This is a genomic window from Bacillus sp. FSL L8-0099 (genome assembly GCF_038006385.1).
GTDB lineage: Bacteria > Bacillota > Bacilli > Bacillales > Bacillaceae_G > Bacillus_A > Bacillus_A toyonensis.
This window is the reverse complement of record NZ_JBBOVC010000001.1, coordinates 3,086,055-3,110,034: the sequence shown is the minus strand read 5'-3', so window position 1 is coordinate 3,110,034 and position 23,980 is coordinate 3,086,055. Positions and strand designations below refer to the sequence as shown.

Genomic DNA, 23,980 nt, shown 5'->3' with positions numbered 1-23,980 from the left:
ATAATAAAATTTAATATGTTTTAAGAATCAGAAAGGATAGCCATGCAAAATAAAATTATCGTTATGTTTCAAAAAGATTTTCGCTTATATGATAACCCAGCTTTATTTGAAGCTGCTCAGTCCGGTGAGGTTGTTCCGGTATATGTACATGACGAAACTTTTTCAATGGGAAGTGCGTCAAAGTGGTGGTTACACCATGCAATAATAGATGTAAAGAAGCAACTTGAGACATTAGGCTCTACTTTAATAATTCGCAAAGGAAATACACAGGAAGAAATATTTTCTCTCATAGAACAGTTAGGTATAACGGCTGTATATTGGAATGTTTGTTATGATCCGGACAGATTACAATCTAATCAAAAAATGAAAATGATGTTAGAAGATAAAGGTATTATCTGTAAGGAATTTAATTCGCATTTATTATTAGAACCGTGGATTATTAAAAAGAAAGATAACACTGAATATAAGGTGTTTACGCCTTTTTACAATGCATTTCAAAAGCAGATAATACCTAAACCTATTAGTAAAGTGCAGAGTATAAAGTGGGGAAACTCTTTACCAGCAAGCTTATCTGTTTCAGAATTACACTTGCTGCCTACTATACCGTGGACATCTCATATTGAATCAATATGGGAGCCTACAGAAGAAGGGGCATACAAAACATGTAAGAAATTTTTCTCTAGCAAATTAGCCTCTTATAGTGAAGGAAGAGATTTTCCAAATCAAAATGCTCATTCGATGTTGGCACCTTATCTTTCATTTGGTCAAATATCAGTGAGGTTGATGTATCATTACTTAATAAATAAAAGTACCGAAAGACAATGTAGTCTTTTTGAAAAACAAGTGAATAGCTTTATACGTCAATTAATTTGGCGAGAGTTTTCTTATTATTTACTATATCATTATCCGTTTACAGTATATAAACCTCTTAATAAGAGCTTTGAACATTTTCCGTGGAATAATGAAGGTGAGTTATTAACAGTATGGCAGAAAGGTGAAACTGGTTATCCGTTTATTGATGCGGGAATGCGGGAACTGTGGCAAACAGGTTTTATGCATAATCGAGCAAGAATGGCTGTAGCTTCTTTTCTTGTAAAGCATTTATTAATCCCATGGCAAGAAGGAGCAAAATGGTTTATGGATACACTATTAGATGCTGATATTGCAAATAATACAATGGGGTGGCAATGGGTTGCTGGAAGTGGAGCGGATGCATCACCATACTTTCGTATTTTTAACCCGATTACACAAGGAGAAAAGTTTGATAAAAATGGGGAGTATATAAGAAGATGGGTGCCAGAATTAAGAGATATACCGAATAAATATATACATAAGCCGTGGGAAGCACCTGAGCATATTTTACAAAAGGCCAATATACAGCTTGGTCATACATATCCTTTGCCAGTTGTTGATCATAAGGCAGCGCGGGAGAGAGCACTTTGTGCATATAAAAGTATGAAAGAATTTATATAAAATACACGAGTCAATATGAATTTGATATGTAAAGGGTATAATGAAAAGTATAAGAATGTCTATTTGTGTATTAAAGTTGTATTCATTGAAAGAACATACGAATCATATAGAGTTTCTAAAACCTTCTAGTAAAAAAGGAGAATGTTTATGAAAAAATCTAGTATTATAGTGTTCTTACTAACATATGGTTTGTTTTATGTTTCTAGTGTTTTATTCCCTATTGATCGTACTTGGTATAATGCGTTAGAAAAGCCGTCTTGGACACCTCCTGGTATGACAATCGGAATGATATGGGCTGTATTATTTGGACTTATTGCATTATCAGTTGCAATTATTTACAACAACTATGGATTCAAGCCAAAAACATTTTGGTTTTTATTCTTTTTAAATTATATATTCAATCAAGCGTTCAGCTACTTTCAATTTAGCCAAAAGAATTTGTTTTTAGCAACAGTAGATTGTTTACTAGTCGCTATTACTACGTTACTTCTCATTATGTTTTCTTCCAATTTATCTAAAGTATCGGCATGGTTGCTAATCCCATATTTTTTATGGGCTGCATTTGCTACATATTTATCTTGGACAATTTATAGTATAAATTAAAGACTTAAATGAAAACTTGAGCATAATAAAAATGCTCGAGTTTTTATGTTTATCCCGCATTAACGGGCAGTAAGACCTCCACCTCAAAATTCAGCGAAAGCAAAGAAGTTAGGTGGGGATCGGGCTGCCCGTAAAAGCCCGATTGGTGAGGGCTGATAATCAGTGGGGGATGAATAAAACCCCCACTGATTAAATTTTCACTTTATTAATGATAATCTAAAGTATAGAATATACACATATTAGGGAGGTCATATATGTGAAGAAATGGATAAAAATTGTTCTGTACTCTGTATTAGGTATTTTAATTATCGGAAGTATTACTTTTTTGACTTGGTCTCAGTTTACTTATAAACCAACGAAAGAGGCTTTGTCTCTAGTAGATAATAAAAAAGATGAAGAGAATATAGTTTTTGGAGAGAAAGATGCTAAAATAGGAGTTATTTTTTATCAAGGAGCTAAAGTAGAAGCTGAAGCTTATAGTTATTTAGGAGAAGCTCTTGCAAAAGATGGGCATTTTGTAGTAATGCCTAAGTTACCATTAAATTTAGCGATACTTGGAATCAATGCAGTAGACAGTGTAATGGAACAGTATCCTGAAGTTCAGAAATGGTATGTTGCAGGGCATTCAATGGGCGGAGCTATGATTTCTAAATATGCTTTTCAGCATGAAGAAAAGGTAGACGGAATCATTTTCTTAGGTTCTTATCCCGCAGATGATTTCTCTACCAAATCGATTCCAATGTTATCTATTTATGGAGAAGTAGATGCTTTAGCAACTGTAGAAAAAATAGAGAACAATAAAAAGTTAATGTCAAAGAATACAACTATGCACATGATAAAAGGGGGGAATCATGCTAATTTCGGCATGTATGGCGAGCAAAAAGGTGATAATGCTAGCTTAATTACGTCAAAAGCACAACAAGATGAAACAGTTAAAGTAATGGAAGAATGGTTGTTAAAACAATGATAGACGGGAGAGGTAATAAAGAGCCAACTCATACGAGTGGGCTCTTTTATTTAACTTCTATCTCCAATTTCCCTCTTAGTTTCTCCGGAATGTCCTTTTCAGAAATAACGTCGTAAGAATAGACATACTTGCCTTTCACATGAACCTTTAAGTACGTTTTTCTTATAAAATCATTAGGAGTGTTTGTTCCTACTGTATATTCTATCTCATTCCCGGATTCATCAATACCTTTTAGTGAGTATATAGCTCTTCCTTTATGATGGTAATCTGGAACACCATACCCTTTCGCAACGGCATATACATGTTTTTCTTCAGCAAGTGGATTAAATCGGTCCAAATCCCCGCGTAATATGAACGGTAGTAAGTATATAAGGAGGCCTATTCCTAATATGCAAAGTAAAAATTTCTTCATGATTGTTTCTCCTTTTGTTAATTTACTTATTTTTAAGTATAGGAAAAAATTCTTATGAATATAGAGGGAAATTCCTTAATGTTTTCTTAATAAAGTTTAACCGTGTGAAAAAAGACTAACTTGAGCATTAAGCTTACGGAATGAATAACCAAATAACCTGTTTTCTTTATTTTTTGATGGTAGGTTATTTGGTTTTTTATTTTTCTTTTGATTTAATTACCGAAAAAAGTATCTTGTACTCCTTTTGTAACTTTTTCTATATAGAAATTTTCTATAAAATAAAGGGCTTGCCTTCCAAATAAATCGTTATTTGTAACACTTTTATCAAAGCAAAGTTCTCGTGACATCACTTTGATATTCAAAAACATTAATAACCTATTGTATGAAATTTTTCGAAAATTTAGGTTTAACATCTTTAAAATAGGTGTATTACATATTACATAACAACTAAATAAAAAAATAAAAATCTAAAGGAGGAAAAATACCATGCATAAGAATGAACGAAAACCGGTGGTTCATGAATTTGAAAATGAACAGGAAGTAGTTATGAAAGTAAAAGAGCTAGAATTGCAAGGGATTCGCCAAGATGATATTTACGTCTTAACACATGAAAAACATCTAACAAAAAAGATTGCGGATGATACAAACACAAATACGATTGGAGTAAAAGAACAAGGATTGGGCATAAGTATTATTAACTTTTTCTCCCAAAAAGGGGACGAACTCCGAAATCAAATGGAGGAAATAGGGTTGTCGAAGGAGGAAGTTAACTTATATGAAGAAAAACTAGATCAAGGGAGAATTTTACTCCTAGTAACAGCTGAAACACCAACGGCGAGTGATAGGCAGCCGCAAAACTATCATTCTCTCTAATAGATTGGCAACATCTGATAAATAGGTAAGGTAATTATTTTAGGTTGTAGCATTGAAAAAAATAAAAGTAGAGAAGGATGAGGAAAATGAAACATACGATATTTAAATATGCTGTGATTGGGATTACGACCGGAGTCATGGTCTCCCTATTAAAAAAAGAAAACCGGAAAGCTATACAAACAACAGGAAAAAGCGTAAAAGACAAACTACAAGAAGGAAACATAAAGGAAACATTAGAGAAGGTAACTGAGACAAGTAAAAAATTCTCTGTAACTGCAGCTAATGTTGCAAAACAAACATTACCACAACTGCTTACAGCCACACCGGTTGTCATTTCTACCATTAAAGATTTAACAGAAAACGAAAATAACAAAAAGAAAAAAGATGAAAAGGATTACGAAATAAATGAAAATAGTAAGGACATAGATGGAGAAAAAACGAAAAATGAAAAGAAATATATGAAAGAAGGGAAAGAAGAGAGTGCTTAGATTTAATTCTAAAAAGAGAAAGTGAGGAAAAAAGTATGAGATCTCTGTATGCGATTGATGTAGGAATTGGTTTTACCAAGCGGGCATATCGACAGGATGTAGATTCTGAGGTGACGATTAAGAGTGAAGCTTCCACACTAGCCCCTGTACCTAATCATGCTGAAAGTGAAGATTTAACAAAGGTAAGTTTTATAGACTTAGACTTTGCATACTACATGGGAAATGAAGCACATCAATCTGACGCATCATTTCTTCCTCCATTTGACGAAGAAATAGAAAATTATTATGAAAGCGAACGGTTTAAACAACAAATATTTGGTTGCATTGCAAAGGATTATAAAGAAAATGTCGTGTTACCTTTAGTTGTTACCGGGCTTCCCGTTACTTGTTTTGGTAGTCAGCATGAGCAATTACAACGTGCACTAAAAAAAGAAACTTCCGTGCAAATTGATGGGAAATTTATTAATATTACGGTGGAAAATGCTTTGATTCTTCAGCAACCAGTCGCTTTACATGCCTATTTCTTAAAAGAGGGAATCATTCAGGAACGAGATCGTATCTTAATTATTGATGGTGGATTTCGTACATTAGAAATGACAGATATGAAACAGAATGTCATTTTAAATCATTATGAGACAGAACTAGGATGTAGCAAGCCTTTGAAAAATATTAAGAATATCATGCAGAATCATGGGGGTGAAAGTAATCACTTGCATATTAACGACATGCCAAAAATATTAGAAAAAAGATATGAATGTCGAGAAGAAAATCCTCAGACAAAACAGGTTCATACTTTGATTCAAAAAGAGTTGGATGCACACTTCCAAGACGTCATGCGTGTATTACAAGAACAATTTAAGTTAGAACAGTACGATACTATTATTTGGACAGGAGGAATAGTAGATCTCCACAAAAAACGAATTGAAAAAATGCAAGGTGAAATTTCTTCTTTCCGTATGGTAGACGCTTCGAAAGAGGCTGCACTTCATGGATACTATATTATTGGAAGTCAAGTATTTGAGGACATCACCAATCAATCTGCATATGAATCTAAATTATAATAACGACCGAAATGGAGTTCGTTGAATGGACGTGCCAAATTATGTTGCTTCTTTTCCACATATAATAAATTCTTTATAAGAAAAGATAAAAAGTGCTTGTATAGAGGAAATGTTTAAAATTGAGAATAAAAATAGCTAATATATAGGGGGTCTTCCTTTTAACAGAATAAGACCTCCTATGCCATTTATTTTGTAATTTAGTTGATCAAAAAACTTTTCCTCCAAGACATGAATACCTACATACAAATTTCATATTACGGATATGATTCGATCAAACATAAAACTATTTAGAAAGGAAGAATAATATGGAATGCCTAAAAATGCCGAAATGGAGTTGGTATCATGTGAAAACTAGTGAGCTTGAAAATCTTTCTTCTATAATCCTTCGTGATGTAACATCTCATTTCTCTCAATTTGTAAAGAAAATAAGTTCTCCCTGTGAAAATGGATTATATGTTTATACGTTATCACCAAGTCAAACTTGTGTATATGGTTCGTTTTTATATGATCAAGATAAAAAGGACGCCAAAATTCAAAACTTTCTTCATTATTTCGTAGCTCATGGAATACTGATAACGGTCCAAGAAAAAGAGGAAGAGGATTTTCAAAAATTAATACATAATTCCTCTTTTAGTGTAAAAAATTGTAATAGTTCCGCTGAAGGATTATGTGCTATCTTATCAATGTTTATATCTCACTACTTACGAAAGGTTGACTATTTCGAAAACAATTTCAGAAATGTATTATGGGATTTTTATCATCATAATAACATAGCAGTTTTAGAAAAAATTTATCATATTCGTCATGAATTATTTATGAACACACACGTGTTTCGCTTAATACAAGAAGTGTTACAAGGCCTGAAAGAAGCTTGGTTAGAAAACCTAACAAACACCCTTTGTTATAAACAAACACACGTAAAATTAGAGCGTGGATTACAACTCGTTAAAGAGTACCAAGAAGAATTAGACACGATGATTCATTTACAAGAAGTTGTTTCTTCTCATCGTGGGAATGAAATTATGAAAGCTCTTACTGTATTAACTGCTGTGAGTACGCCTTTGACAGCCTTAGGAGCATTGTGGGGGATGAATTTTAAATACATGCCTGAACTAGAATGGAAATATAGCTATTTAATCGCTCTCTTATTTATTATTTTCACAACAGGATGTATGTATTTGTATATGCGAGTCAAAGGATGGACAGGTGATTTATTACGAGTAAAGAAAAAGAAATCTTTCTTTAAATCTAATTAATCCTGTTTATAAAAATATGATAGATATTAATCTAGATATATGGTTAGTAATATTTATTAATAGGTGGAGTGCCATATCCGCATCAAGTTAAATTTTTGATGTCTCCGCAATGATAAAAATGGTGAAAATTCATATGAAAAATTAGGGCTCTCCTACACGAAGGAGGGCTCTAATCTTTGTTTAAAAACTATATCATATACATGGGCAGACTCATCATCTGAAATTTGTCCGGATTCAATTTAGAATATAACAAAAGAGAACTTGCGTTAGAAAACAAGCTCTCTTTAAAAGAAATAACGTAATTGAGATACTTATATAGTAACAATTGTTTTCTTCAAATTCCATATGTCTTATGTTGAGAAATAAATTATAAGTGGCTTGATATAGTTAAAATGAATGATTGACATAATATTTTGACGATAATATAATGAATCTCGAATTCAAGATAAGTTGTAAAGGATTGGTAATTACAAGCGTGATTAACGATGAGAGCTTATCTTTAAAGTTATTTGTTATATTATCAAGGGATTTACAGTCAATCACTAAGCGTATTGAAGAGGATATAAAAAGTTATGGACTTAATCCAACTGAATTTGCAGTGCTTAAGCTACTATACAGTAAAGGCGATCAGCCTATACAAAAAATTGGAGACAAAATATTACTTGCAAGTAGTAGTATCACGTATGTAGTGGATAGGTGGGAAAAGAAGAGATGAAAACTATGTCCTAAAGACCGCCGTGTCACGTATGCATCAATTACTTCAGAAGGTATTGGATTGTTGGATACTATTTTTCCTCAGCATAAAGAGGGGATTCGGCAAATATTTGGTAGTTTGGACTATATTGAGAAAAAATGATAATTAAACAGTTGAAAAAGTTAGGATATTACGCACAGTAATTGTGAGTTTTTAGAGGTTATTTCTGTTTAGTAATATCCTAATTACATATAAATTAAATAAATAGGAGGAAAAATTAATAAGTGGTAGTAAATATATTGTAATACAAAATTAATAAATCATATAATTTCAAGTGGTATAGTGAGAAATGAGATTGTTATATTAATGTATACATATTATCCTTTTCATTATAAATCTTTCATAAAGCGGAGAGTGGGTATCAAGAATGGAATTACGTCATTTAGAGTATTTTATTCAAGTTTGTAATAATAATAGTTTTACTAAAGCTGCGGAAGTTCTAGGTATTTCACAGCCGACTTTAAGTCAACAAATCCGTGTGTTAGAAGGTGAACTTGATACACCTTTGTTTCATCGAGTTGGAAGAGGTATCAAAATGACAGAAGCGGGTAAGCTGCTATTTGATAAAGGAAAATTTATCATGCAACAATTTGATGACGTTTATAATGAAATTTTTGAATTAAAGGGTGTACAAAGAGGTGTAATTACTATAGGAGGTTTATTAGAGGATCTCACCTATTTAACACCTTATATTATGAAGTTTCAACAACATTATCCTAACATCGTAGTAAAAATTATAGAATCTGAAGTTGCTGTAAATCAAATCGTTGATAAAAATATTGATATAGGCATCACGCGTAGTGCTCAAATTCCAGACACATTAACAAGCACCCTTTTGTATAGCGAAGAGCTTGTCCTTGCCATTCCAAAAAATCATCCTTTGAATGAAACATCATTTGTTTCTTTTCGAGAATTAGTAGGACTGAGTAGAATAATGGTTTCATGTAGTTGTCGTGAATCTATTAAAATATATTGTGAGAGTTTAGGGTTATCTTTATCTGAAGCAAATATAGAAACAAAATCTTCTATTTCTCTATTGAGTCTTGTATACAATGGACATGGGGTTGCCATAATACCTCTTTCACTGGTTAACTTCGTTAATAATGATACTTTGAGCATAGTTCGTATTATTGAACCAACACCAAGTCAAGATATTAATCTTATTCACTTTGATGATAAATTTTTAAGTTTTGCAGCACGTATCTTTATGCAGAAGTTAAATGAACCTAAAAAAGTATTAGTATAATAGAAATAATAATGATTATAGTGTGGGAATTAAAAATGATACATAATTCTTAGGATAAGACCTAAATTACAGTTAAAGGGCAAGTAGATTTATATGTGTGGTGTAGTCGCTTCAAAAGGGAATACCATGGAATTTTACTTAAGGGGAGAAGGCTGTTAAAAACAAGTCAAGTTAATCAATTAACTCTTCGGTCTTATCGCATAGTAATAGATTCCATTAGGGATATACTGCTATTTCTTTTTACATATTCTTATTGCATAAAGAAAACCACCGGGCATTATACCGGTGGTTTTGACTTAGAAAGCAAAGCAAGTACAACCAATACCCCATTTAGTTCCATCTTTTCCTATTATGGTATGAGTGTGTTGATGGAGAGGGTTACTGCAACTATGTAACTTGTGATCATGGGCATCGTGAGAAAGTAGAGTGTGGGCTAGGTTAGCACCACCATAACCATAAACTCCCGTCGGTGACCAATTAGGTGATGCTGGCGGCAATTCAGGTGATAGCCTTTTAAATTCATCATTTCCATAAACAACCTGCCCACCCATAATAGTGAGTAATGATTCAAGGTTCTTGATTTCTTCTTCTGGCACAGTAAAGTAGTCAGCAGACAATACAGCAATATCAGCAAATTGACCTACTGCAAGGATTCCCTTTTTACCTTCATCACCAGAGAACCACGCACTTCCTTTTGAATATAATTCCAGGGCTACTTTTCTATCAAGTTTATTTTTTTCGTCGTATATCGAAAGACCACCAATGGTTTTTCCGGCAACCATCCAGTAAAGAGCGACCCAAGGGTTATAGCTGGAAACCCTAGTTGCATCACTACCTGCGCCAACAGGTATACCTAGGTCTAACATACGATAAATCGGAGGAGTACGCTTTGCAGCTTCCTTTCCGTATAAATCAACAAAGTATTCACCTTGAAAAGCCATGCGGTCTTGGATAGCAATACCGCCATTTAAAGCCTTAACACGTTCCATACTACGATCTGAGATTGTTTCTGCATGGTCAAACCACCATCGTAGACCATTAAAAGGAATTTCTTTGTTGACTTCCTCAAATACATTTAAGAATCGTGTGATTGACTCGTCATAAGTTGCATGTAAACGGAATGGCCAACGGTTTTCTACCAATAGAGAAATTACTTTCTTTAAGTCAGCTTCCATTATCGTAGCTAGTTCGGGCTGTGGCATTTGAAATTTTTCAAAATCGGCTGCCGAGAATACTAACATTTCTCCAGCACCATTCATTTTATACTTATCATTTCCTTGACCTGGAGAAACAATTTTTGCCCATGAAGCAAAGTCTTCATATTCATGATTTGGATTTTGTGTAAATAGATTATAAGCAATACGCAAAGTTAATTGTTCCTTCTCAGCTAAATGTTCAACAACTTTGTAGTCATCAGGATAATTTTGGAAACCGCCACCTGCGTCAATGGCACTTGTAATACCTAATCTATTTAATTCGCGCATAAAATGGCGAGTTGAATTAATCTGGTCGTCAAAATTAAGTATTGGAGCTTTACCCAAACTTGAATAAAGAATAGAAGCGTTAGGATTTGCAATTAAAAGGCCCGTTGGATTACCTCGTTTATCCCGTTCAATTAAACAACCTGGAGGGTCTGGGGTATCTTTTGTGTATCCCAGTGCACGCAGCCCTGCACGATTTACAAGTGCTCTATCGTAAAGATGTAGCACAAAGACAGGTGTGTCTTCAGAAACAGCATTAACCTCTTCCAAAGTTGGCATCCGTCTCTCTTTAAATTGAAATTCAGACCAACCTCCAACTACTCTTACCCACTGAGGAGCAGGTGTACGCCTTGCCTGTTCTTTGAGCATTTCGAGAGCAATGGCAATTGAAGGCACACCTTCCCATCGTAATTCCATATTATAATGAAGACCGCCACGAATAACGTGTATATGAGAGTCATTCAGACCTGGAATAGCTCTTTTTCTTTTAAGGTCTATTTTTTTTGTTTTTTCTGTGGCGCTATCAAGAAGCTCATCTCCACCTATTGCAGTTATTAAACCATCAGTTATGGCGATAGCAGATACCTCAGGTTGAGAGGGATCAAGGGTAGTAATTTTTCCGTTATATAAGATCATATCCGGTAAATTCATATTCACACCTCGTCTACTTCCTATTATTTTGTAACCATGGATGAAATAATTTACCGAAAATCGGCATAACTACCCATGATAGCAAGGACACTATACATACAGAAACAAAAAAAGCGGACATAATAGGATTCATATGTTTTATGATAGGTCCTATCAATTTAGGAACTAACATGCTAAGAGGCCATACACCCAGAAGGGTAACGATAGACATTTTCCATTTTTGCGGTGGGACTGGCGTTTTCGGAGTAACAAACCAATAAGCCAAACTGCTTTCAGTTTTATAACTTGGATTAGTAACTTGAAATTGTTCTGCCGTTTTTAACAAATCTCGGCGAATATCTGATTCTTGCCAAGCACGTAGATGCTCATACGTATCAAAGCGAAAAATAACAGTATACTCTCTGAATTCGTTATTTGGGACTATTAGATTTACACCTAAATGCCCTGGGAATTTAGTAGCGGCAGCTTCGATTTCATGTCTCCATGTTTCAAACTGTTTTTCTTTACCCTGTTGAATTTCCCATGTAACAATCGTTGTTAATGGATCGGCAGCATCCATCGCGTTCCCTGTATAAGTCTCTTCGACAGCTACTCCTTCTTGTTTCATATTTTCCTGCTTGGAAGCGCACCATGCACCATAGTATATGCGTATTCTACACCTTGACCATAAGCACCAGTGTGTTCCTTTACAATCTCCATTACAGCATCATAAGTATCTTTGTGTGCCCAGTCACGTTGGTATTCAAGTAAAACTTGAATTGCTGTCACTGGAATTGCACCAGCTTGTTCCACACGACGCATAGCAGCGTTATGTGCTGTCAAACTAGTACCACCTGAAGCATCATCAACTGCATACACCTCATAGCCAACTTTCATTGCTTCAAGCACAGGGAATGCAAGGCAAACTTCAGTCCAAAGTGCTGCAAATATTAATTTCTTTCTACCTGTTGCTTTAACTGCCTCAACAAATTTTGGATCTTCCCAAGAATTCATTGAACTGCGTTCTATAATTTCATGGTTTGGGAATATGTCAAGAATTTGTGGCCAAAAATAACCAGAAAAGCTACGTGTCTCAACTGTAGTAAGAATAGTAGGTACGTTAAAAGTTTTTGCTGATTTAGCAAGCAACATAACGTTATTAATCAATGTTTGTCTATCAATACTTGCAACTCCAAAAGTCATTTGAGGCTGAAAATCAATTAAAATTAAGGTACTGTTCTCTGGATTTAACAATTCTAAATTACTCATAATAAAACGCTCCTTTTTTAAATTGTTGAAAATAATGTATTTTCTGTTAATTAAAACTGTAATCGTAAAAAAAATTTTGCTATACCTTTTAATTAAAAAGAGAGTGCTGATTTAATCAGCACTAAATGTATACTATCTATTTTTTTGAAAGTGATTTAAAGTCATTTCTTTGAAATACATTTATGCATTTTGTTTACTAAGATCTCGCTGCGCGCCCATATAGCTTCCAATTATATTTTGATAGCCTGGAAGATTACTAGCAAGCAAATTGCCAAAACCTTCGACATCGTTGCGCCAATCGCGTTGTAATTCGCAAGCTACGCTAAACCAGTTCATAAGTTGCACGCCACTATGTGCCATGCGAGTATTTGCAGCATCTGCAACTTGTTTACTGAAAGTTCCCGAAGCATCAGTAACAGCAAATACTTCATATCCAGCTTTTATAGCGGAAAGTGCCGGGAAAGTAACACAAACGTCCGTAACTACGCCCGCGATGATAAGTTGCTTCTTTCCAGTTTCTTCGATTGCTTTTACAAAATCATCATTATCCCATGCGTTAATTTGTCCAGGTCGAGCTATTTTTTGTGCGTGAGGAAAGAGATCAACCAATTCTTGCATTAAAGGTCCGTTAGGTCCGTTTTCAAAGCTTGTTGTTAAAATAACTGGTAAATCAAAAAATTTAGCAGTGTGAGCAAGAGCTAAAACATTGTTCTTAAATTCATCAACACCATAGTCACGTACTAGTCCGGACATAAGACCAGTTTGATGATCTACTAAAAGCACGACAGCATCATCTTTGTTAATACGAGAATAGAGATCAGTCATTATGTATTCCTCCTAAAAATTAAGTAATCGAAGAAAAGTTAAATAGTCGAATACTATCATAAGTTTCTTCGTTTGTTACGATTCGTTTATAACTAAGCTGACCAATAATATTAGTTATAGCACCATTCACAGAACATGAAGTGCTATACAAATTTATAGTATTTGAAAACTGATTCGTTAATCAATTCTAAATTATCTATAATTGGTATAGGTCGTAACTATAGTTGTTTTCACTATAAAATAGATTGATTTTACCTATACATTCTATAGATAGAACGATATTGATAGTCATCTATTTTTGTTATTAGAATTGAATAGGAGGAATGTTCAGCAAATACTTCGTGATGAAAAAGGTAGGAGATGGAGAATTGTCCATAAACAGAAAATGAATTCATCGGAACAGTAGAGTTTCATGCATAGAGTTCACAACATAAACATGCATAAATAGGCTATGAGATTCATCCGGATTATTGAAGAAAAGAATATATTAGAATATTTTTGGAGGTAGAAGAATGGCAAAAATTACTGTAGGAACCGAAAATCAAGCACCAATTGAGATATATTATGAGGATCATGGCACAGGAAAACCAGTTGTACTCATTCATGGTTGGCCGTTAAGCGGTCGATCTTGGGAATACCAAGTTCCCGCTCTTGTTGAGGCTGGATACAGAGTTATAACATATGATCGTCGAGGTTTTGGACAATCATCTCAGCCGTGGGAAGGGTATGAATATGATACCTTTACTTCTGATTTACATCAACTATTAGAACAGTTAGAGCTTCAAAATGTCACACTTGTTGGTTTTTCTATGGGTGGAGGCGAGGTAGCCCGGTATATTGGAAAATATGGAACTAATAGAGTAGAGAAGGCTGTATTTGCAGGAGCTGTACCACCATTCCTTTACAAGTCAGCAGATCATCCTGAGGGTGTATTAGATGATGTAGCAATTCAAGAATTTGAAAATGGAGTAAAAAGTGATCGCCTAGCATTCCTTGATGAGTTTACGAAAGGATTTTTTGCTGCTGGAGATCGAACTGACTTAGTTAGTGAACCATTTCGACTTTACAATAGGGATATCGCTGCGGGTGCATCGCCTAAAGGAACATTAGATTGTATCGCTGCTTTCAGCAAAACAGACTTCAGAGGCGATTTAGCTAAGGTTAATATACCTACCCTTATTATTCATGGTGATTCAGATGCAACTGTACCATTTGAATATAGTGGGAAATTAACACATGAAGCAATTCCTAATTCTAAAGTAACGTTAATAAAGGGTGGTCCACATGGGCTAAATGCAACGCATGCCAAAGAATTTAATGAAGCACTCCTGTTATTTTTAAAGGACTGATTACAACTATATAATTGTTAATTGATAAATTATAAACAAGTAAAAATAAAGTTTTATAAAAGATGCTCTTGGATAAATCCAGGAGCATCTTTTTAAATGCGGGAGTAGTGCACCACTGTAATCATCCATTACGAAATTTCTACTTATTTTTAAATTTTGATATTGAGACGTTAGCATGAAAAATACTCATTAATTTCGAATTGAATAATCTTCTTAACAGCTAAAATTTATTGATTAGAGTTTTTTTTTAGGTCTCTTAGATGTATTGATATATTACTATCAAGATAATATTTTGAATAATCCTCAAAACAAAGAAACGTTTTGTCAGAAAACAATAAAATCTTATTAATTTTTATAATTAGTAGAATTTTTGTAGAAATAATTCTCTTAATATATTAAAATAACATCGTATTATGTCAGATTTTAATTAGGGGAGAGAAATTTTATGTTGAAAAAAATCATTCCAGTTGCTTTAGCATTAAGTACAGTTACTTTTACTAGTGTATTTGCTGCGCCTTCAATCCAAGCAAGTACAGAACAAAACCGCTACATAGATGTACAAATGCTCGGTATTAACGATTTTCATGGGCAACTAGACACTGTAAAAAAAATTAACAATAAAGATGCAGGGGGAATTGAGTACTTAGGGGCTTATTTACGTGATCGTGAAAAACAAAATCCAAATACATTAAAGGTACATGCTGGAGATGTTGTTGGAGCAAGTACTCCTGTTTCAGCATTATTACAAGACGAACCTACAATTGAATTTCTAAATGATTTGAAATTCGATGTTGGAACGATAGGAAATCATGAATTTGATGAAGGTGTTGAGGAAATGCATCGCCTTATTTATGGTGGATACCATGAGAAAACAGGGGATTTTAAAGGAGCAAAATTCCCATATGTTGCTGCGAATTTCTATAATAAATCCACCGGTCGTTTATTTTTACCACCATTCACTATAAAAAAGGTACAAGGAGTTCCTGTTGGCTTTATCGGAGTCGTAACAACGGATGTTCCTAACCTTGTTATGCCTACTATGCTAAAGAATGTAGAAATTACAGATGAAGTTGAAGCTATTAACAAATCCGTAAAGCAATTAAAAAAACTAGGCGTTAAATCTATCGTTGTTCTTGCACATAACGGAGGTACAACAGATGGGAACGGCGTAACAAATGGTGATATCGTCCGATTAGCAAATGAGACTGATCCGGAAGTCGATGTTATTTTTGGTGGGCATAGCCACACTTATGTAAATGGAACTGTTAATAATAAACTTGTCGTACAAGCAAATTCTTATGGTATGGCTTTTGCTGATGTTGATGTAAAGATTGATCGTAAGACACAAGATATTGTTGAGAAAAAAGCAGAAATTGTTACAACTTACCATGAAGGCATGGAGCCTGATAAAAAAATAAAGAAGAAGATGGAGAAATATCAAGCAAAAATCGCACCTCTTGTTAATGAAGTTGTAGGTAAGTCTATTGCTCCACTAGATCGCAAACTCAATAAGGCTGGTGAATCTACTCTTGGAAATTTGGTTGCTGATGCCCAGCGTGCAACAATGCAATCCCCAATTGCACTTATGAATCCTGGTGGTATTCGTAATGACTTAGATGCTGGTGATATTACATGGGGAGAGATATATGGTATTCAACCATTCGGAAATCAATTAATAAAAGTAAATTTAACAGGTCAAGACATTCGTGATATTTTAAATCAACAATGGCAAAAAGATATAACAAGAATGCTTCAAATTTCAGGGATCCAATACACTTGGGATGCGAATAAGCCTAATGGAGAAAAAGTAAAAAGTATTCGCTTAACAAATGGAGAAGAAATCATTCCTTCTAAAACTTACAGCGTCGTTGCGAACGCATTTCTAGCTTCAGGTGGAGATGGATTTGTATCCTTTAAAAACGGTAAAGATGCTGAAACAGGACCAACCGATTTTGAAGCACTAGTAGATTATATAAAAAAATCAAAAGAACCAATTCAGTCTATTATTGATGGAAGAATTCAAAAAATAAATTAGTTTTTTATTAATCTCAAAAACAACTAGATTACCTGTGCGCTATACTTTTTAGTGTACAGGTAATCTATTTTTTTGATTTGAAATAGTCTAACTGTGGCCAATGGGTATACCGTCTAGATGCAGAGTGCCGAAAAAAATTGAAATAAACAAAAGTTGATATCCTGGACGTACAGGGAGTCTTTTTTGAAAAAACGGGACATAGCGAACATCAAACAGGCTTAACGATGGATGTTAAAAGTATAAATAATGAACTAGAGTTATCATTTGCTAAGACGAAGGAAGGGAAATGGCTGAAAGAAAATGTGCATCGTGCAGGATTTATTATTCGCTATCCAAAGGAAAAAGAGAATGTAATTGGTTATGCGTATGAACCTTGGCACATTCGCTATGTAGGGGATGATGCTGAAAAAATATACAAGGAAAAACTAACTTTAGGGGAATATATGAGATAAGAAGGCTAAAGTGAATTGGAAATCTGTATTTTTTGTTTGGAGAATAGTATTTTATAAAATAGTAGGGTACTTTATTTTAATAGATTGAAAAACTGCCTATCTAAAAATTTGATAGGCAGTTTTTTCTTTTGAGCACTAAGTGAAATGAGTTTATTATGTTCGTACATATGAAAAGTGTAATGTGCAAATATATCCCAAACACAAATTATTGCCCCTCATTATTAGTGATAGGATAACTACTTAAGGACAAAAAAGAATTGGCTAACTTTTGTGCAAAATGTAATGGAGGCTCTACAGATTGGATATGAATATACATAATTAAGGGATTCATGTACAGCCAGTGATTATGTAAAGCACTTACAATAATTCCTTGTTGTACAATTGATTTCATAAATGCAGGAGTCTCTTCTTGTAGAATAGCGATTTCGCCTAAATTTAATGCATTACCATTTTGATCCAACGATTCAAAACTTACTCCGACGGGTACTACATAGGTACTCGGTTTTCCTTGAACAAGTACCCTAAAATCGCGGTGAAAAGACACCGAACAACCACCTTGACTTATTTTACTTTTCCCTTTAAGTATTGTAGCAAATTGTTCACAAATGAAATTGAAATTTTGCATAAATTCAATCCCTTTCTCGTACAAAATTATGTAATTAGAGATTTGATTGATGAAATACAGATAAACAATCTTTCTTCAACATTCAAAATACAGGCTATAATTTTAATTTATTCAATGATTATTTTAAAAGAAATGCACGTTGTATTATTTAAATATTTAGAATTTAATCGAAAATGATTAGTATATTCGAGTTATTAAATTTATGATTCATGATAGTCCGTTCGAGATATTGTTATAAAAAATCTATAAAGTATGCAATTATACGCTTTTAGTCTATGTAGGTTAGATAAATATGTGTCTAAATTTGAATGATAAAACTAGAAAAACAACGGTGAGAAAATAACCAATAATATTTTATTTTCTATAAAAAAGTACTGCTAAATAGTATTTTTTTCGAAATAAGTCTTTCTTATATAAGTATATTGCTACTATGAACACATCTATTTAAAAACAAGACTTTTTTGAATACAAAAGAATGGGTTCTAAAATACCTTGCTTATTCACGAAGAATTCAGTTGTTTCTCCTTGTATCTATTTATATTTTTAAGTATAGAAAAAACCTCTTATGAATATAGAAGGGAATTCCTTATGTTTTTCTTAAACAAATTATTAAATTACGGTTATTTTAACCAAAATTTTCATAGAAATACCTTTTAAAAGAACATTAGTTCGTATATAATAAGAACAAATGTTCCTTATTAGGGGTGATAACCTTGTATGATTATTCTCTTTTACCGAATCGTATTATTCTTTGTGTAGACCTTCGTAGCTTCTATGCAAGTGTGTCATGTATTAAAAAAGGACTGGATCCACGTTATACAAAATTGGCTGTCGTAGGAGATGTAAATCGGAGTGGATCAATCGTATTAGCAGTAACACCGCCATTAAAAGCGTTAGGGATTAAGAAAATGGCAAGGTTGTACGAAATACCGAAGCGGCCAGATATTATTATTGTAAATCCGATTATGCATACGTATATGAAATGTTCAACTTTCATAACTAGTTTAGCTTTGCAATATGTTGCGCCGGAAGATTTTCATCAATATAGTATCGATGTTCTGTTATGCTAAAGTAAACCAAAGACAATGGTTTACTTTTTTTATTTATGGCTTAGAAAGAATGTATTTTAATAGTGTACTAGAAAATTTTTGGTACACTATTTATTAAATATAGCAAATGAGGTGAGAATTGTAGGATGAAACATGAAAATATGTATGGATTAAAAGTAAAAAAAGCTAGTAATGGAGAAGTTTTAAGATATTTAATTGTAGAGGATGGTATCCCTGTACCAGAAGTATGTTTATGGCTTGATTTTGTTTCAATAAATAGTTATTTAACAGGAGAGAGATATGCGTATACTTTATTACGGTATCTTAGATATTTAAAAATGATAAATATCCACTATAAAGATGTGACGAGACAAGGAATAATAGAAGAGTATGTGAAGCATCTTTTAGGATTGGGCGGAAAAGTTTTAAATGTTGATACGAATATGACCTACACAGCTGTGAAAATGAACCTAAGTGTTCTAAAAGGTTTTTACTATTGGCTAGAGGATAATATGAATATACATAATCCCATTCCCTACGGAGGTAACAATATAAAAAATAATGAATGGAAAGAAACAAAATTTTTATACGGACAGATATGGGAGTTTGATGTAGAAAAGACAATTTTGAGTAGATTAACTTACAAGCAAAAAAGAAATCATCTAAAATGGTACAGCGAAGAAGAGAAAGAAAGTATTTTTGATTTTTTACCAACTGTACGAGATAAACTTATTTTCCAAATTAGTATCGAAACTGGTATGAGAATCGGTGAAATATTGGGTTTAAGGTTAGAGGATTTTGACCCTCATAATAATTGGCTTTCAATAATAAAAAGAGACAATATTAAAAATTATGCTAAAGCGAAAACAAAAGAAAGAGAGGTACCGATATATGAAACTCTTTCTAAACAAATACAAGTATACAAAGAAAATGAACGAAGAAAATCAGATATTTATTATAGTGAATATTTATTCCTAAATCACAAAGGAAAGTATAAAGGAGAACCATTAAAAGCACGTAACTTCTTACACATTTTAAAAAATGCTGCTGAAAAAGCTGGTATGGAACGTTCTGAAATTAGAACACATAGTGGAAGAAGCACCAGAGCCCAAGAATTAGTTGAGATTATGAGAGAACATCCAGAATTAGGTGTGACAGAGGGGTTAATATTAGAAGAATTAGGTTGGTCTAGTGTGAGAAGTTTAAAAGTATATGAGAAAGGATACACGAAGAAGCAGAGAAAAAAAGTAATGGATAAGATTAAAACTATAGTAGTCAATCAGAGTGATGAATAGGAGCGAACAATGGCTAATGTAAAAGTACTAAGAGACATATCACCAGTACAGGGTGTTTACGAAATTAACGGTTATGAAATTAAACTGTATTGGTCAAAAAAATTATATGTAGATGATCCAGGTTTTATCCCTATGGAGTATCTGGAGGTTCTAGTGGATGATGTAGAGTGTGCATTGAAAAGCACCGATATAAAATTATTTAAATGTGTCATAAGGAGTCCATTACTAGCAAATAATGTATTGAAGATTGCAGAAAAGGTTTTTTATAATGAATTCTCAGCTCTCTTGAAGGAGATTTGTAAAGATTTTTATTCCCAGGAAAAGGTGATTAGTAAGCAAGGAATTATTGAGTTTTTAATTGAAGAATATGTCCATACTGGAAACCGGCATCATATTATAAAAGAGAGTGTAGAAGTATTTTATACTCAACTAAAAAATGATTTGAAAAATGCCTTAGTTGATCTACGAATAAAAGGTGTTAAAAGGATTTTAAATTCATTTCCAGATTATATAAGAAGACAACCTTTATACACTGACTTGAAAGAAGTTTCTTCTAATTATCTAATTCGAATTGGAAAGGTATATATAGATGAACACTTATGTTTTAATAGAAAAAAGTTTGGAGCTTTTGCATTAGGAATTAGTGATATTAATTCACTTGTTATGAACAATATAGATTTTCGATATTTTATGCAACCAATATTTCAACAACTAGAATCTTATTTAATAGAAAAATTGAAAACACACAGATATTCTTTCTCTGATGATATTTGGATAATTGTTGATATAAACATACAAATTCCAATGATTAGAAAATTGGATTGGACATTTTTACACGGTATAGTAAAAGTAGAGTTGAAAGAATATATACATAGTTATATACAAATGGGAGAGAATGTAAGGGGAGTTGCTAGAAGATTTAGGCATATTCAAATGTTAGGAGCTGCATTGCATAAAATGCAATACAATAAATACTCATCCTTATTAGATATAGAGGTAATTCAAGTGCAACAAATTATTGATATTTTACAAAAAATCCATGGCAAAACAGGCATGAACTATAATATTAAAACAATACAAAGCTGTATTTCTGAATGTAGACTATTATTTGATTGGATGGTTAAAAAGAAGGGGAAAAGTTATATAGAAAATCCTTTTAGGACGATGATTTTACATAACGTGGATGCATTTTCTGAAAGCGTTACCTATATCCCTGAAGAAGTTATAAATGCATTAAAAGAAAAATTAAGTGAGCTAGCTCCATTTGTGCAATATGCATGGGTTATTATGATGAACACGGGAATTAGAATTAATGAAGTTATTAATTTAAAAGAAGAGTGCCTTATTTATGACGCTAAAGATAAAATTTATTATCTTAAATTTATTCCTCATAAGACTTTAAAGTATAGAAGAAAGCATGGCCTTGAAGATTATCATTATCTTCCTATTAGTGATGCGAGTTTGATAAAAATTATTAATCAGCAAATTGAAGATACAAGAGAGTTAAGAAAAATTAGTGGAGAAAATAGAATATTTTTAAAGAATACAAAAAAGGGAATCAAACTGTATTCTGGTACAGAAATAGCGCGAGCGATTAATAAATTAATTCATAAATACAGTATACGCGATCGGAATGGTTTATTATGGAAATATACCCATCATCAATGTAGAAAAACTGTAGCAGTTAATTTATTCACAAATGGTGCAACAGTAGAAGAGGTCAGTGATTGGTTAACTCATTTAGATTCAAAAGCTACTATGAAACATTATCATGACATTGAACTTATGAAAATTGCGAAATTAGATGCTGAATATTTCAATGTTGCGTTCGATAATTTAGATTCAGATATTAAGAATATATATAGTCCATCAGAACTAAAACATTTAAAGGATGAAATTATGATGGGATCTAGAAGTACACCTGAAGGACACGGAACTTGTATAAAACATGTATCATTTGGTCCATGTCACAAGAAAAAATGTGTAGGATGCAAGATGTTGATAACAGGTCCGCAAAAGTTGGAAATGTGGAAAAAGCTATATAGCGAACAACAAAGCTATTTAGATGAATGGGAAAAAGTTATGATTGAAAATAATATTGGTGAGTGGAAAGATTATAGAGAATATCAAGCGGAGATAAGTTTATTAAAAACATATGATGATACAGTTCAGAAACTAGAAAAGTTTATAAAAGAGAGGTTATCAGAAGATGAACAAAAACAGTATCTCCATAACTAGTACAGATCCATTATATGATGGCACTCTAAGACGAAGACTTATAGAAAAAATCTCACAATTAGGAGATTTTGATTTTGCAGATGATGTTTGGTATTACCGTCATAAGCATAGAGATTCAAGAGCAAAATCATACTATGTAGTAAGATTTCATAAGTTCAATGAGCCTTATAAAAGTTTATTAAAGTATTATGCATTGATTAAAACTCATTCTGTTTTTGGTATTCAGCAAAAAGTATATTATATTGCAGTTTTTATAGATTTTTTACATGAAAACTATCCAGGAGTTTCCTTGAGAAATATACGTAGAGATATTATTAATGCATATGAATATGCAATTAGTATTGATAATAGTTACAAGCCAAATCATAAAAGTGCACTCTATAGAGCAATTAGTGATTTTTTTAAAAGTCTTAAAGGGTTTCCGGAACTACCTCATACTGTTCCGACGAAATCTATAAATCCTTTTAAACAAGTTCATAATCAAAAAAATAAGATTGTTCCTCTTAATGCTATTCAAATGATGGATAGAGCAATGAAGAATATGAATGTTAATATTCCTTTAGAATTCCGTACGTTTTACTGGTTAATAAGATCATTTCCAAACAGAGGAACTGAAATATTAAGTATGAAAAGGGATTGTTTAAAAGCTTTTTATAGTGAATATACAATTAGTATTCCTACGTTTAAGCAAAATGGCGGGTATTATAATCCTGAAATGAAAGCGATTCCTGTTATCTATTCTGGGCATGGTAAATTTGTGGTGGATCTAATCAAACAATTAAAATTACAAACTGAAAAACTGTTGGAAAATTATCATTTAAATGATGGAGACCAAAAAGATTATTTGTTCATTGGAAGATATTTGACACTACATAATGATGGTAGTGGTAGTGTGGATATTAGATATGATAAGAGATATAAATTTGTAAGAAATTTAGACAATATTGCAATGAATAGGTACTTAAAAAGCCTAGCTACAATTATTGGAATTGTTGATGAAAATGGAAATCCATATACTGTAACTTCGCACCAGTTTAGACATAATGCAGTTACAGATAGAATGTATCCAGTCGGTTACACCATGGAGCAAATAGTTAAGTTAACGGGACATAAAAATATTAACATGCCCTCTCATTACTTACATCAATTGAAAGAGAGACAAAAAGAAGTCCATTTAAATATAGGAGAACTAAAAGGCATAGAAAATAATGCAGTATCATTTAAAGGAAGAATTATGAATCTTGATACCCAAACAATAAACTTCTTATCAAAGGATTTAAACAAATATTTAACATGGGAAGCAAATGGGAAAAAAGGTGTTGGAATATGCGGTGATATATCTGGATGTAACCCTAAGGGAACTTCTATATTTTTTGAATGTTATGCATGTGAATGGTTTATTCCAAGAGCCGATTATTATGATGATTACAAAAAAGAACATGAATACTGGCAAGCTGTCATAGAAAGAATTGGTACGGATACAAGAAGAGCCTCTCAATTAGAGAATGCTATACGAAACATTAGCTATTTAGAAAGAATAATTGAGATATGTGAAAAAGGTATAGAGCAGTATCAAACAGGTGGCATAGATAAATAAAA

The 23,980-nt window shown here is 32.9% G+C and carries 20 protein-coding genes and 3 pseudogenes; 16 read left to right on the top strand and 7 right to left on the bottom strand.

Translation table 11 applies throughout. The features are described 5' to 3' along the window. The first annotated feature begins 42 nt into the window (after nucleotides 1-42). From MHH42_RS15705 to MHH42_RS15695, 3 genes are all read left to right on the top strand, one after another. Nucleotides 43-1,473, top strand: a complete 1,431-nt coding sequence (locus MHH42_RS15705; protein WP_070173442.1) for a cryptochrome/photolyase family protein — start codon at nucleotides 43-45, stop codon at nucleotides 1,471-1,473. A 147-nt stretch (nucleotides 1,474-1,620) separates the two neighbouring features. Further along, nucleotides 1,621-2,076, top strand: a complete 456-nt coding sequence (locus MHH42_RS15700; protein WP_000749758.1) for a TspO/MBR family protein — start codon at nucleotides 1,621-1,623, stop codon at nucleotides 2,074-2,076. A 256-nt stretch (nucleotides 2,077-2,332) separates the two neighbouring features. Continuing rightward, complete coding sequence (locus MHH42_RS15695) at nucleotides 2,333-3,043, top strand: alpha/beta hydrolase (protein WP_000758850.1); 711 nt, start codon at nucleotides 2,333-2,335, stop codon at nucleotides 3,041-3,043. Nucleotides 3,044-3,089: 46 nt separating this feature from the next. On the opposite strand, the gene MHH42_RS15690 is transcribed toward MHH42_RS15695, so the two are convergent. Continuing rightward, nucleotides 3,090-3,455 carry a YxeA family protein gene (locus tag MHH42_RS15690; protein ID WP_000714081.1) on the bottom strand — a complete coding sequence of 122 codons (366 nt, stop codon included), beginning with the start codon at nucleotides 3,453-3,455 and terminating at the stop codon, nucleotides 3,090-3,092. Between the two features lie 212 nt (nucleotides 3,456-3,667). Next, a complete protein-coding gene (locus MHH42_RS15685) occupies nucleotides 3,668-3,823 on the bottom strand; it encodes a hypothetical protein (RefSeq protein WP_002093610.1) in 156 nt (51 codons plus the stop codon). 118 nt (nucleotides 3,824-3,941) lie between these two features. Between MHH42_RS15685 and MHH42_RS15680 the strand changes: the two genes are divergently transcribed. The 6 genes and pseudogenes from MHH42_RS15680 to MHH42_RS15655 all read left to right on the top strand — a co-directional run bounded on the left by MHH42_RS15680 (nucleotide 3,942) and on the right by MHH42_RS15655 (nucleotide 9,133). Beyond that, complete coding sequence (locus MHH42_RS15680) at nucleotides 3,942-4,328, top strand: general stress protein (protein WP_000549418.1); 387 nt, start codon at nucleotides 3,942-3,944, stop codon at nucleotides 4,326-4,328. 86 nt (nucleotides 4,329-4,414) lie between these two features. Further along, nucleotides 4,415-4,816, top strand: coding sequence for a hypothetical protein (locus tag MHH42_RS15675; RefSeq protein WP_000683231.1), 402 nt, complete (start codon nucleotides 4,415-4,417; stop codon nucleotides 4,814-4,816). 35 nt (nucleotides 4,817-4,851) lie between these two features. After that, entirely contained in the window at nucleotides 4,852-5,877 is a 1,026-nt protein-coding gene (locus MHH42_RS15670) for a ParM/StbA family protein (protein WP_001257274.1), read from the top strand. Between the two features lie 305 nt (nucleotides 5,878-6,182). Next, complete coding sequence (locus MHH42_RS15665) at nucleotides 6,183-7,133, top strand: magnesium transporter CorA family protein (RefSeq protein ID WP_340893580.1); 951 nt, start codon at nucleotides 6,183-6,185, stop codon at nucleotides 7,131-7,133. 427 nt (nucleotides 7,134-7,560) lie between these two features. Next, nucleotides 7,561-8,030: pseudogene (locus tag MHH42_RS15660) on the top strand (MarR family winged helix-turn-helix transcriptional regulator). Between the two features lie 224 nt (nucleotides 8,031-8,254). After that, a complete protein-coding gene (locus tag MHH42_RS15655; protein ID WP_000423209.1) occupies nucleotides 8,255-9,133 on the top strand; it encodes a LysR family transcriptional regulator in 879 nt (292 codons plus the stop codon). Between the two features lie 296 nt (nucleotides 9,134-9,429). Here MHH42_RS15655 and MHH42_RS15650 read toward each other — a convergent pair whose 3' ends face one another. The 4 genes from MHH42_RS15650 to ycaC form a co-directional block, all read right to left on the bottom strand. Further along, nucleotides 9,430-11,265: an amidohydrolase gene (locus MHH42_RS15650; protein WP_340893579.1), complete on the bottom strand. Its 1,836-nt coding sequence runs from the start codon at nucleotides 11,263-11,265 to the stop codon at nucleotides 9,430-9,432. A 13-nt stretch (nucleotides 11,266-11,278) separates the two neighbouring features. Beyond that, the gene (locus MHH42_RS15645; protein ID WP_070173437.1) at nucleotides 11,279-11,872 is read right to left on the bottom strand and encodes an antibiotic biosynthesis monooxygenase; all 594 of its coding nucleotides are present in this window, start codon (nucleotides 11,870-11,872) and stop codon (nucleotides 11,279-11,281) included. Then, the gene (locus tag MHH42_RS15640; protein WP_340893577.1) at nucleotides 11,869-12,513 is read right to left on the bottom strand and encodes a hydrolase; all 645 of its coding nucleotides are present in this window, start codon (nucleotides 12,511-12,513) and stop codon (nucleotides 11,869-11,871) included. The genes MHH42_RS15645 and MHH42_RS15640 overlap by 4 nt, the downstream gene beginning before the upstream one ends. Before the next feature lie 180 nt (nucleotides 12,514-12,693). Next, nucleotides 12,694-13,338, bottom strand: a complete 645-nt coding sequence (gene ycaC, locus MHH42_RS15635) for an isochorismate family cysteine hydrolase YcaC (protein WP_000131223.1) — start codon at nucleotides 13,336-13,338, stop codon at nucleotides 12,694-12,696. 512 nt (nucleotides 13,339-13,850) lie between these two features. Between ycaC and MHH42_RS15630 the strand changes: the two genes are divergently transcribed. From MHH42_RS15630 to MHH42_RS15620, 3 genes and pseudogenes are all read left to right on the top strand, one after another. Next, nucleotides 13,851-14,687, top strand: a complete 837-nt coding sequence (locus MHH42_RS15630) for an alpha/beta fold hydrolase (protein WP_070173435.1) — start codon at nucleotides 13,851-13,853, stop codon at nucleotides 14,685-14,687. Nucleotides 14,688-15,132: 445 nt separating this feature from the next. After that, on the top strand, nucleotides 15,133-16,722 hold the full coding sequence (locus MHH42_RS15625) for a bifunctional metallophosphatase/5'-nucleotidase (protein WP_340893575.1): 1,590 nt from the start codon (nucleotides 15,133-15,135) through the stop codon (nucleotides 16,720-16,722). Nucleotides 16,723-16,901: 179 nt separating this feature from the next. Beyond that, a pseudogene (locus MHH42_RS15620) lies at nucleotides 16,902-17,174 on the top strand (M15 family metallopeptidase); the annotation flags it as partial. A 205-nt stretch (nucleotides 17,175-17,379) separates the two neighbouring features. Here MHH42_RS15620 and MHH42_RS15615 read toward each other — a convergent pair. Continuing rightward, on the bottom strand, nucleotides 17,380-17,799 hold the full coding sequence (locus tag MHH42_RS15615) for a DUF1259 domain-containing protein (protein WP_001178953.1): 420 nt from the start codon (nucleotides 17,797-17,799) through the stop codon (nucleotides 17,380-17,382). Between the two features lie 713 nt (nucleotides 17,800-18,512). On the opposite strand from MHH42_RS15615, the pseudogene MHH42_RS15610 reads away from it, so the two are divergent. From MHH42_RS15610 to MHH42_RS15595, 4 genes and pseudogenes are all read left to right on the top strand, one after another. Continuing rightward, a pseudogene (locus tag MHH42_RS15610) lies at nucleotides 18,513-18,854 on the top strand (Y-family DNA polymerase); the annotation flags it as partial. A gap of 140 nt (nucleotides 18,855-18,994) precedes the next feature. Then, nucleotides 18,995-20,143, top strand: coding sequence for a tyrosine-type recombinase/integrase (locus MHH42_RS15605; RefSeq protein WP_340893572.1), 1,149 nt, complete (start codon nucleotides 18,995-18,997; stop codon nucleotides 20,141-20,143). 9 nt (nucleotides 20,144-20,152) lie between these two features. Continuing rightward, entirely contained in the window at nucleotides 20,153-22,381 is a 2,229-nt protein-coding gene (locus tag MHH42_RS15600; RefSeq protein ID WP_340893570.1) for a tyrosine-type recombinase/integrase, read from the top strand. Next, nucleotides 22,353-23,978, top strand: coding sequence for a tyrosine-type recombinase/integrase (locus MHH42_RS15595; protein ID WP_340893569.1), 1,626 nt, complete (start codon nucleotides 22,353-22,355; stop codon nucleotides 23,976-23,978). The genes MHH42_RS15600 and MHH42_RS15595 overlap by 29 nt, the downstream gene beginning before the upstream one ends. Nucleotides 23,979-23,980 lie beyond the last annotated feature (2 nt).

Excerpts from the sequence above, each read along its gene's own strand:
- MHH42_RS15595 (WP_340893569.1), top strand. The coding sequence starts at position 22,353 with ATGAACAAAAACAGTATCTCCATAACTAGTACAGATCCATTATATGAT.
- MHH42_RS15675 (WP_000683231.1), top strand. The coding sequence starts at position 4,415 with ATGAAACATACGATATTTAAATATGCTGTGATTGGGATTACGACCGGA.
- MHH42_RS15600 (WP_340893570.1), top strand. The coding sequence starts at position 20,153 with ATGGCTAATGTAAAAGTACTAAGAGACATATCACCAGTACAGGGTGTT.
- MHH42_RS15690 (WP_000714081.1), bottom strand. The coding sequence starts at position 3,455 with ATGAAGAAATTTTTACTTTGCATATTAGGAATAGGCCTCCTTATATAC.
- MHH42_RS15680 (WP_000549418.1), top strand. The coding sequence starts at position 3,942 with ATGCATAAGAATGAACGAAAACCGGTGGTTCATGAATTTGAAAATGAA.
- MHH42_RS15650 (WP_340893579.1), bottom strand. The coding sequence starts at position 11,265 with ATGAATTTACCGGATATGATCTTATATAACGGAAAAATTACTACCCTT.
- MHH42_RS15630 (WP_070173435.1), top strand. The coding sequence starts at position 13,851 with ATGGCAAAAATTACTGTAGGAACCGAAAATCAAGCACCAATTGAGATA.
- MHH42_RS15665 (WP_340893580.1), top strand. The coding sequence starts at position 6,183 with ATGGAATGCCTAAAAATGCCGAAATGGAGTTGGTATCATGTGAAAACT.
- MHH42_RS15685 (WP_002093610.1), bottom strand. The coding sequence starts at position 3,823 with ATGTTTTTGAATATCAAAGTGATGTCACGAGAACTTTGCTTTGATAAA.
- MHH42_RS15625 (WP_340893575.1), top strand. The coding sequence starts at position 15,133 with ATGTTGAAAAAAATCATTCCAGTTGCTTTAGCATTAAGTACAGTTACT.
- MHH42_RS15645 (WP_070173437.1), bottom strand. The coding sequence starts at position 11,872 with ATGAAACAAGAAGGAGTAGCTGTCGAAGAGACTTATACAGGGAACGCG.
- MHH42_RS15640 (WP_340893577.1), bottom strand. The coding sequence starts at position 12,513 with ATGAGTAATTTAGAATTGTTAAATCCAGAGAACAGTACCTTAATTTTA.
- MHH42_RS15655 (WP_000423209.1), top strand. The coding sequence starts at position 8,255 with ATGGAATTACGTCATTTAGAGTATTTTATTCAAGTTTGTAATAATAAT.
- MHH42_RS15705 (WP_070173442.1), top strand. The coding sequence starts at position 43 with ATGCAAAATAAAATTATCGTTATGTTTCAAAAAGATTTTCGCTTATAT.
- MHH42_RS15670 (WP_001257274.1), top strand. The coding sequence starts at position 4,852 with ATGAGATCTCTGTATGCGATTGATGTAGGAATTGGTTTTACCAAGCGG.
- MHH42_RS15615 (WP_001178953.1), bottom strand. The coding sequence starts at position 17,799 with ATGCAAAATTTCAATTTCATTTGTGAACAATTTGCTACAATACTTAAA.
- ycaC (WP_000131223.1), bottom strand. The coding sequence starts at position 13,338 with ATGACTGATCTCTATTCTCGTATTAACAAAGATGATGCTGTCGTGCTT.
- MHH42_RS15700 (WP_000749758.1), top strand. The coding sequence starts at position 1,621 with ATGAAAAAATCTAGTATTATAGTGTTCTTACTAACATATGGTTTGTTT.
- MHH42_RS15605 (WP_340893572.1), top strand. The coding sequence starts at position 18,995 with ATGAAACATGAAAATATGTATGGATTAAAAGTAAAAAAAGCTAGTAAT.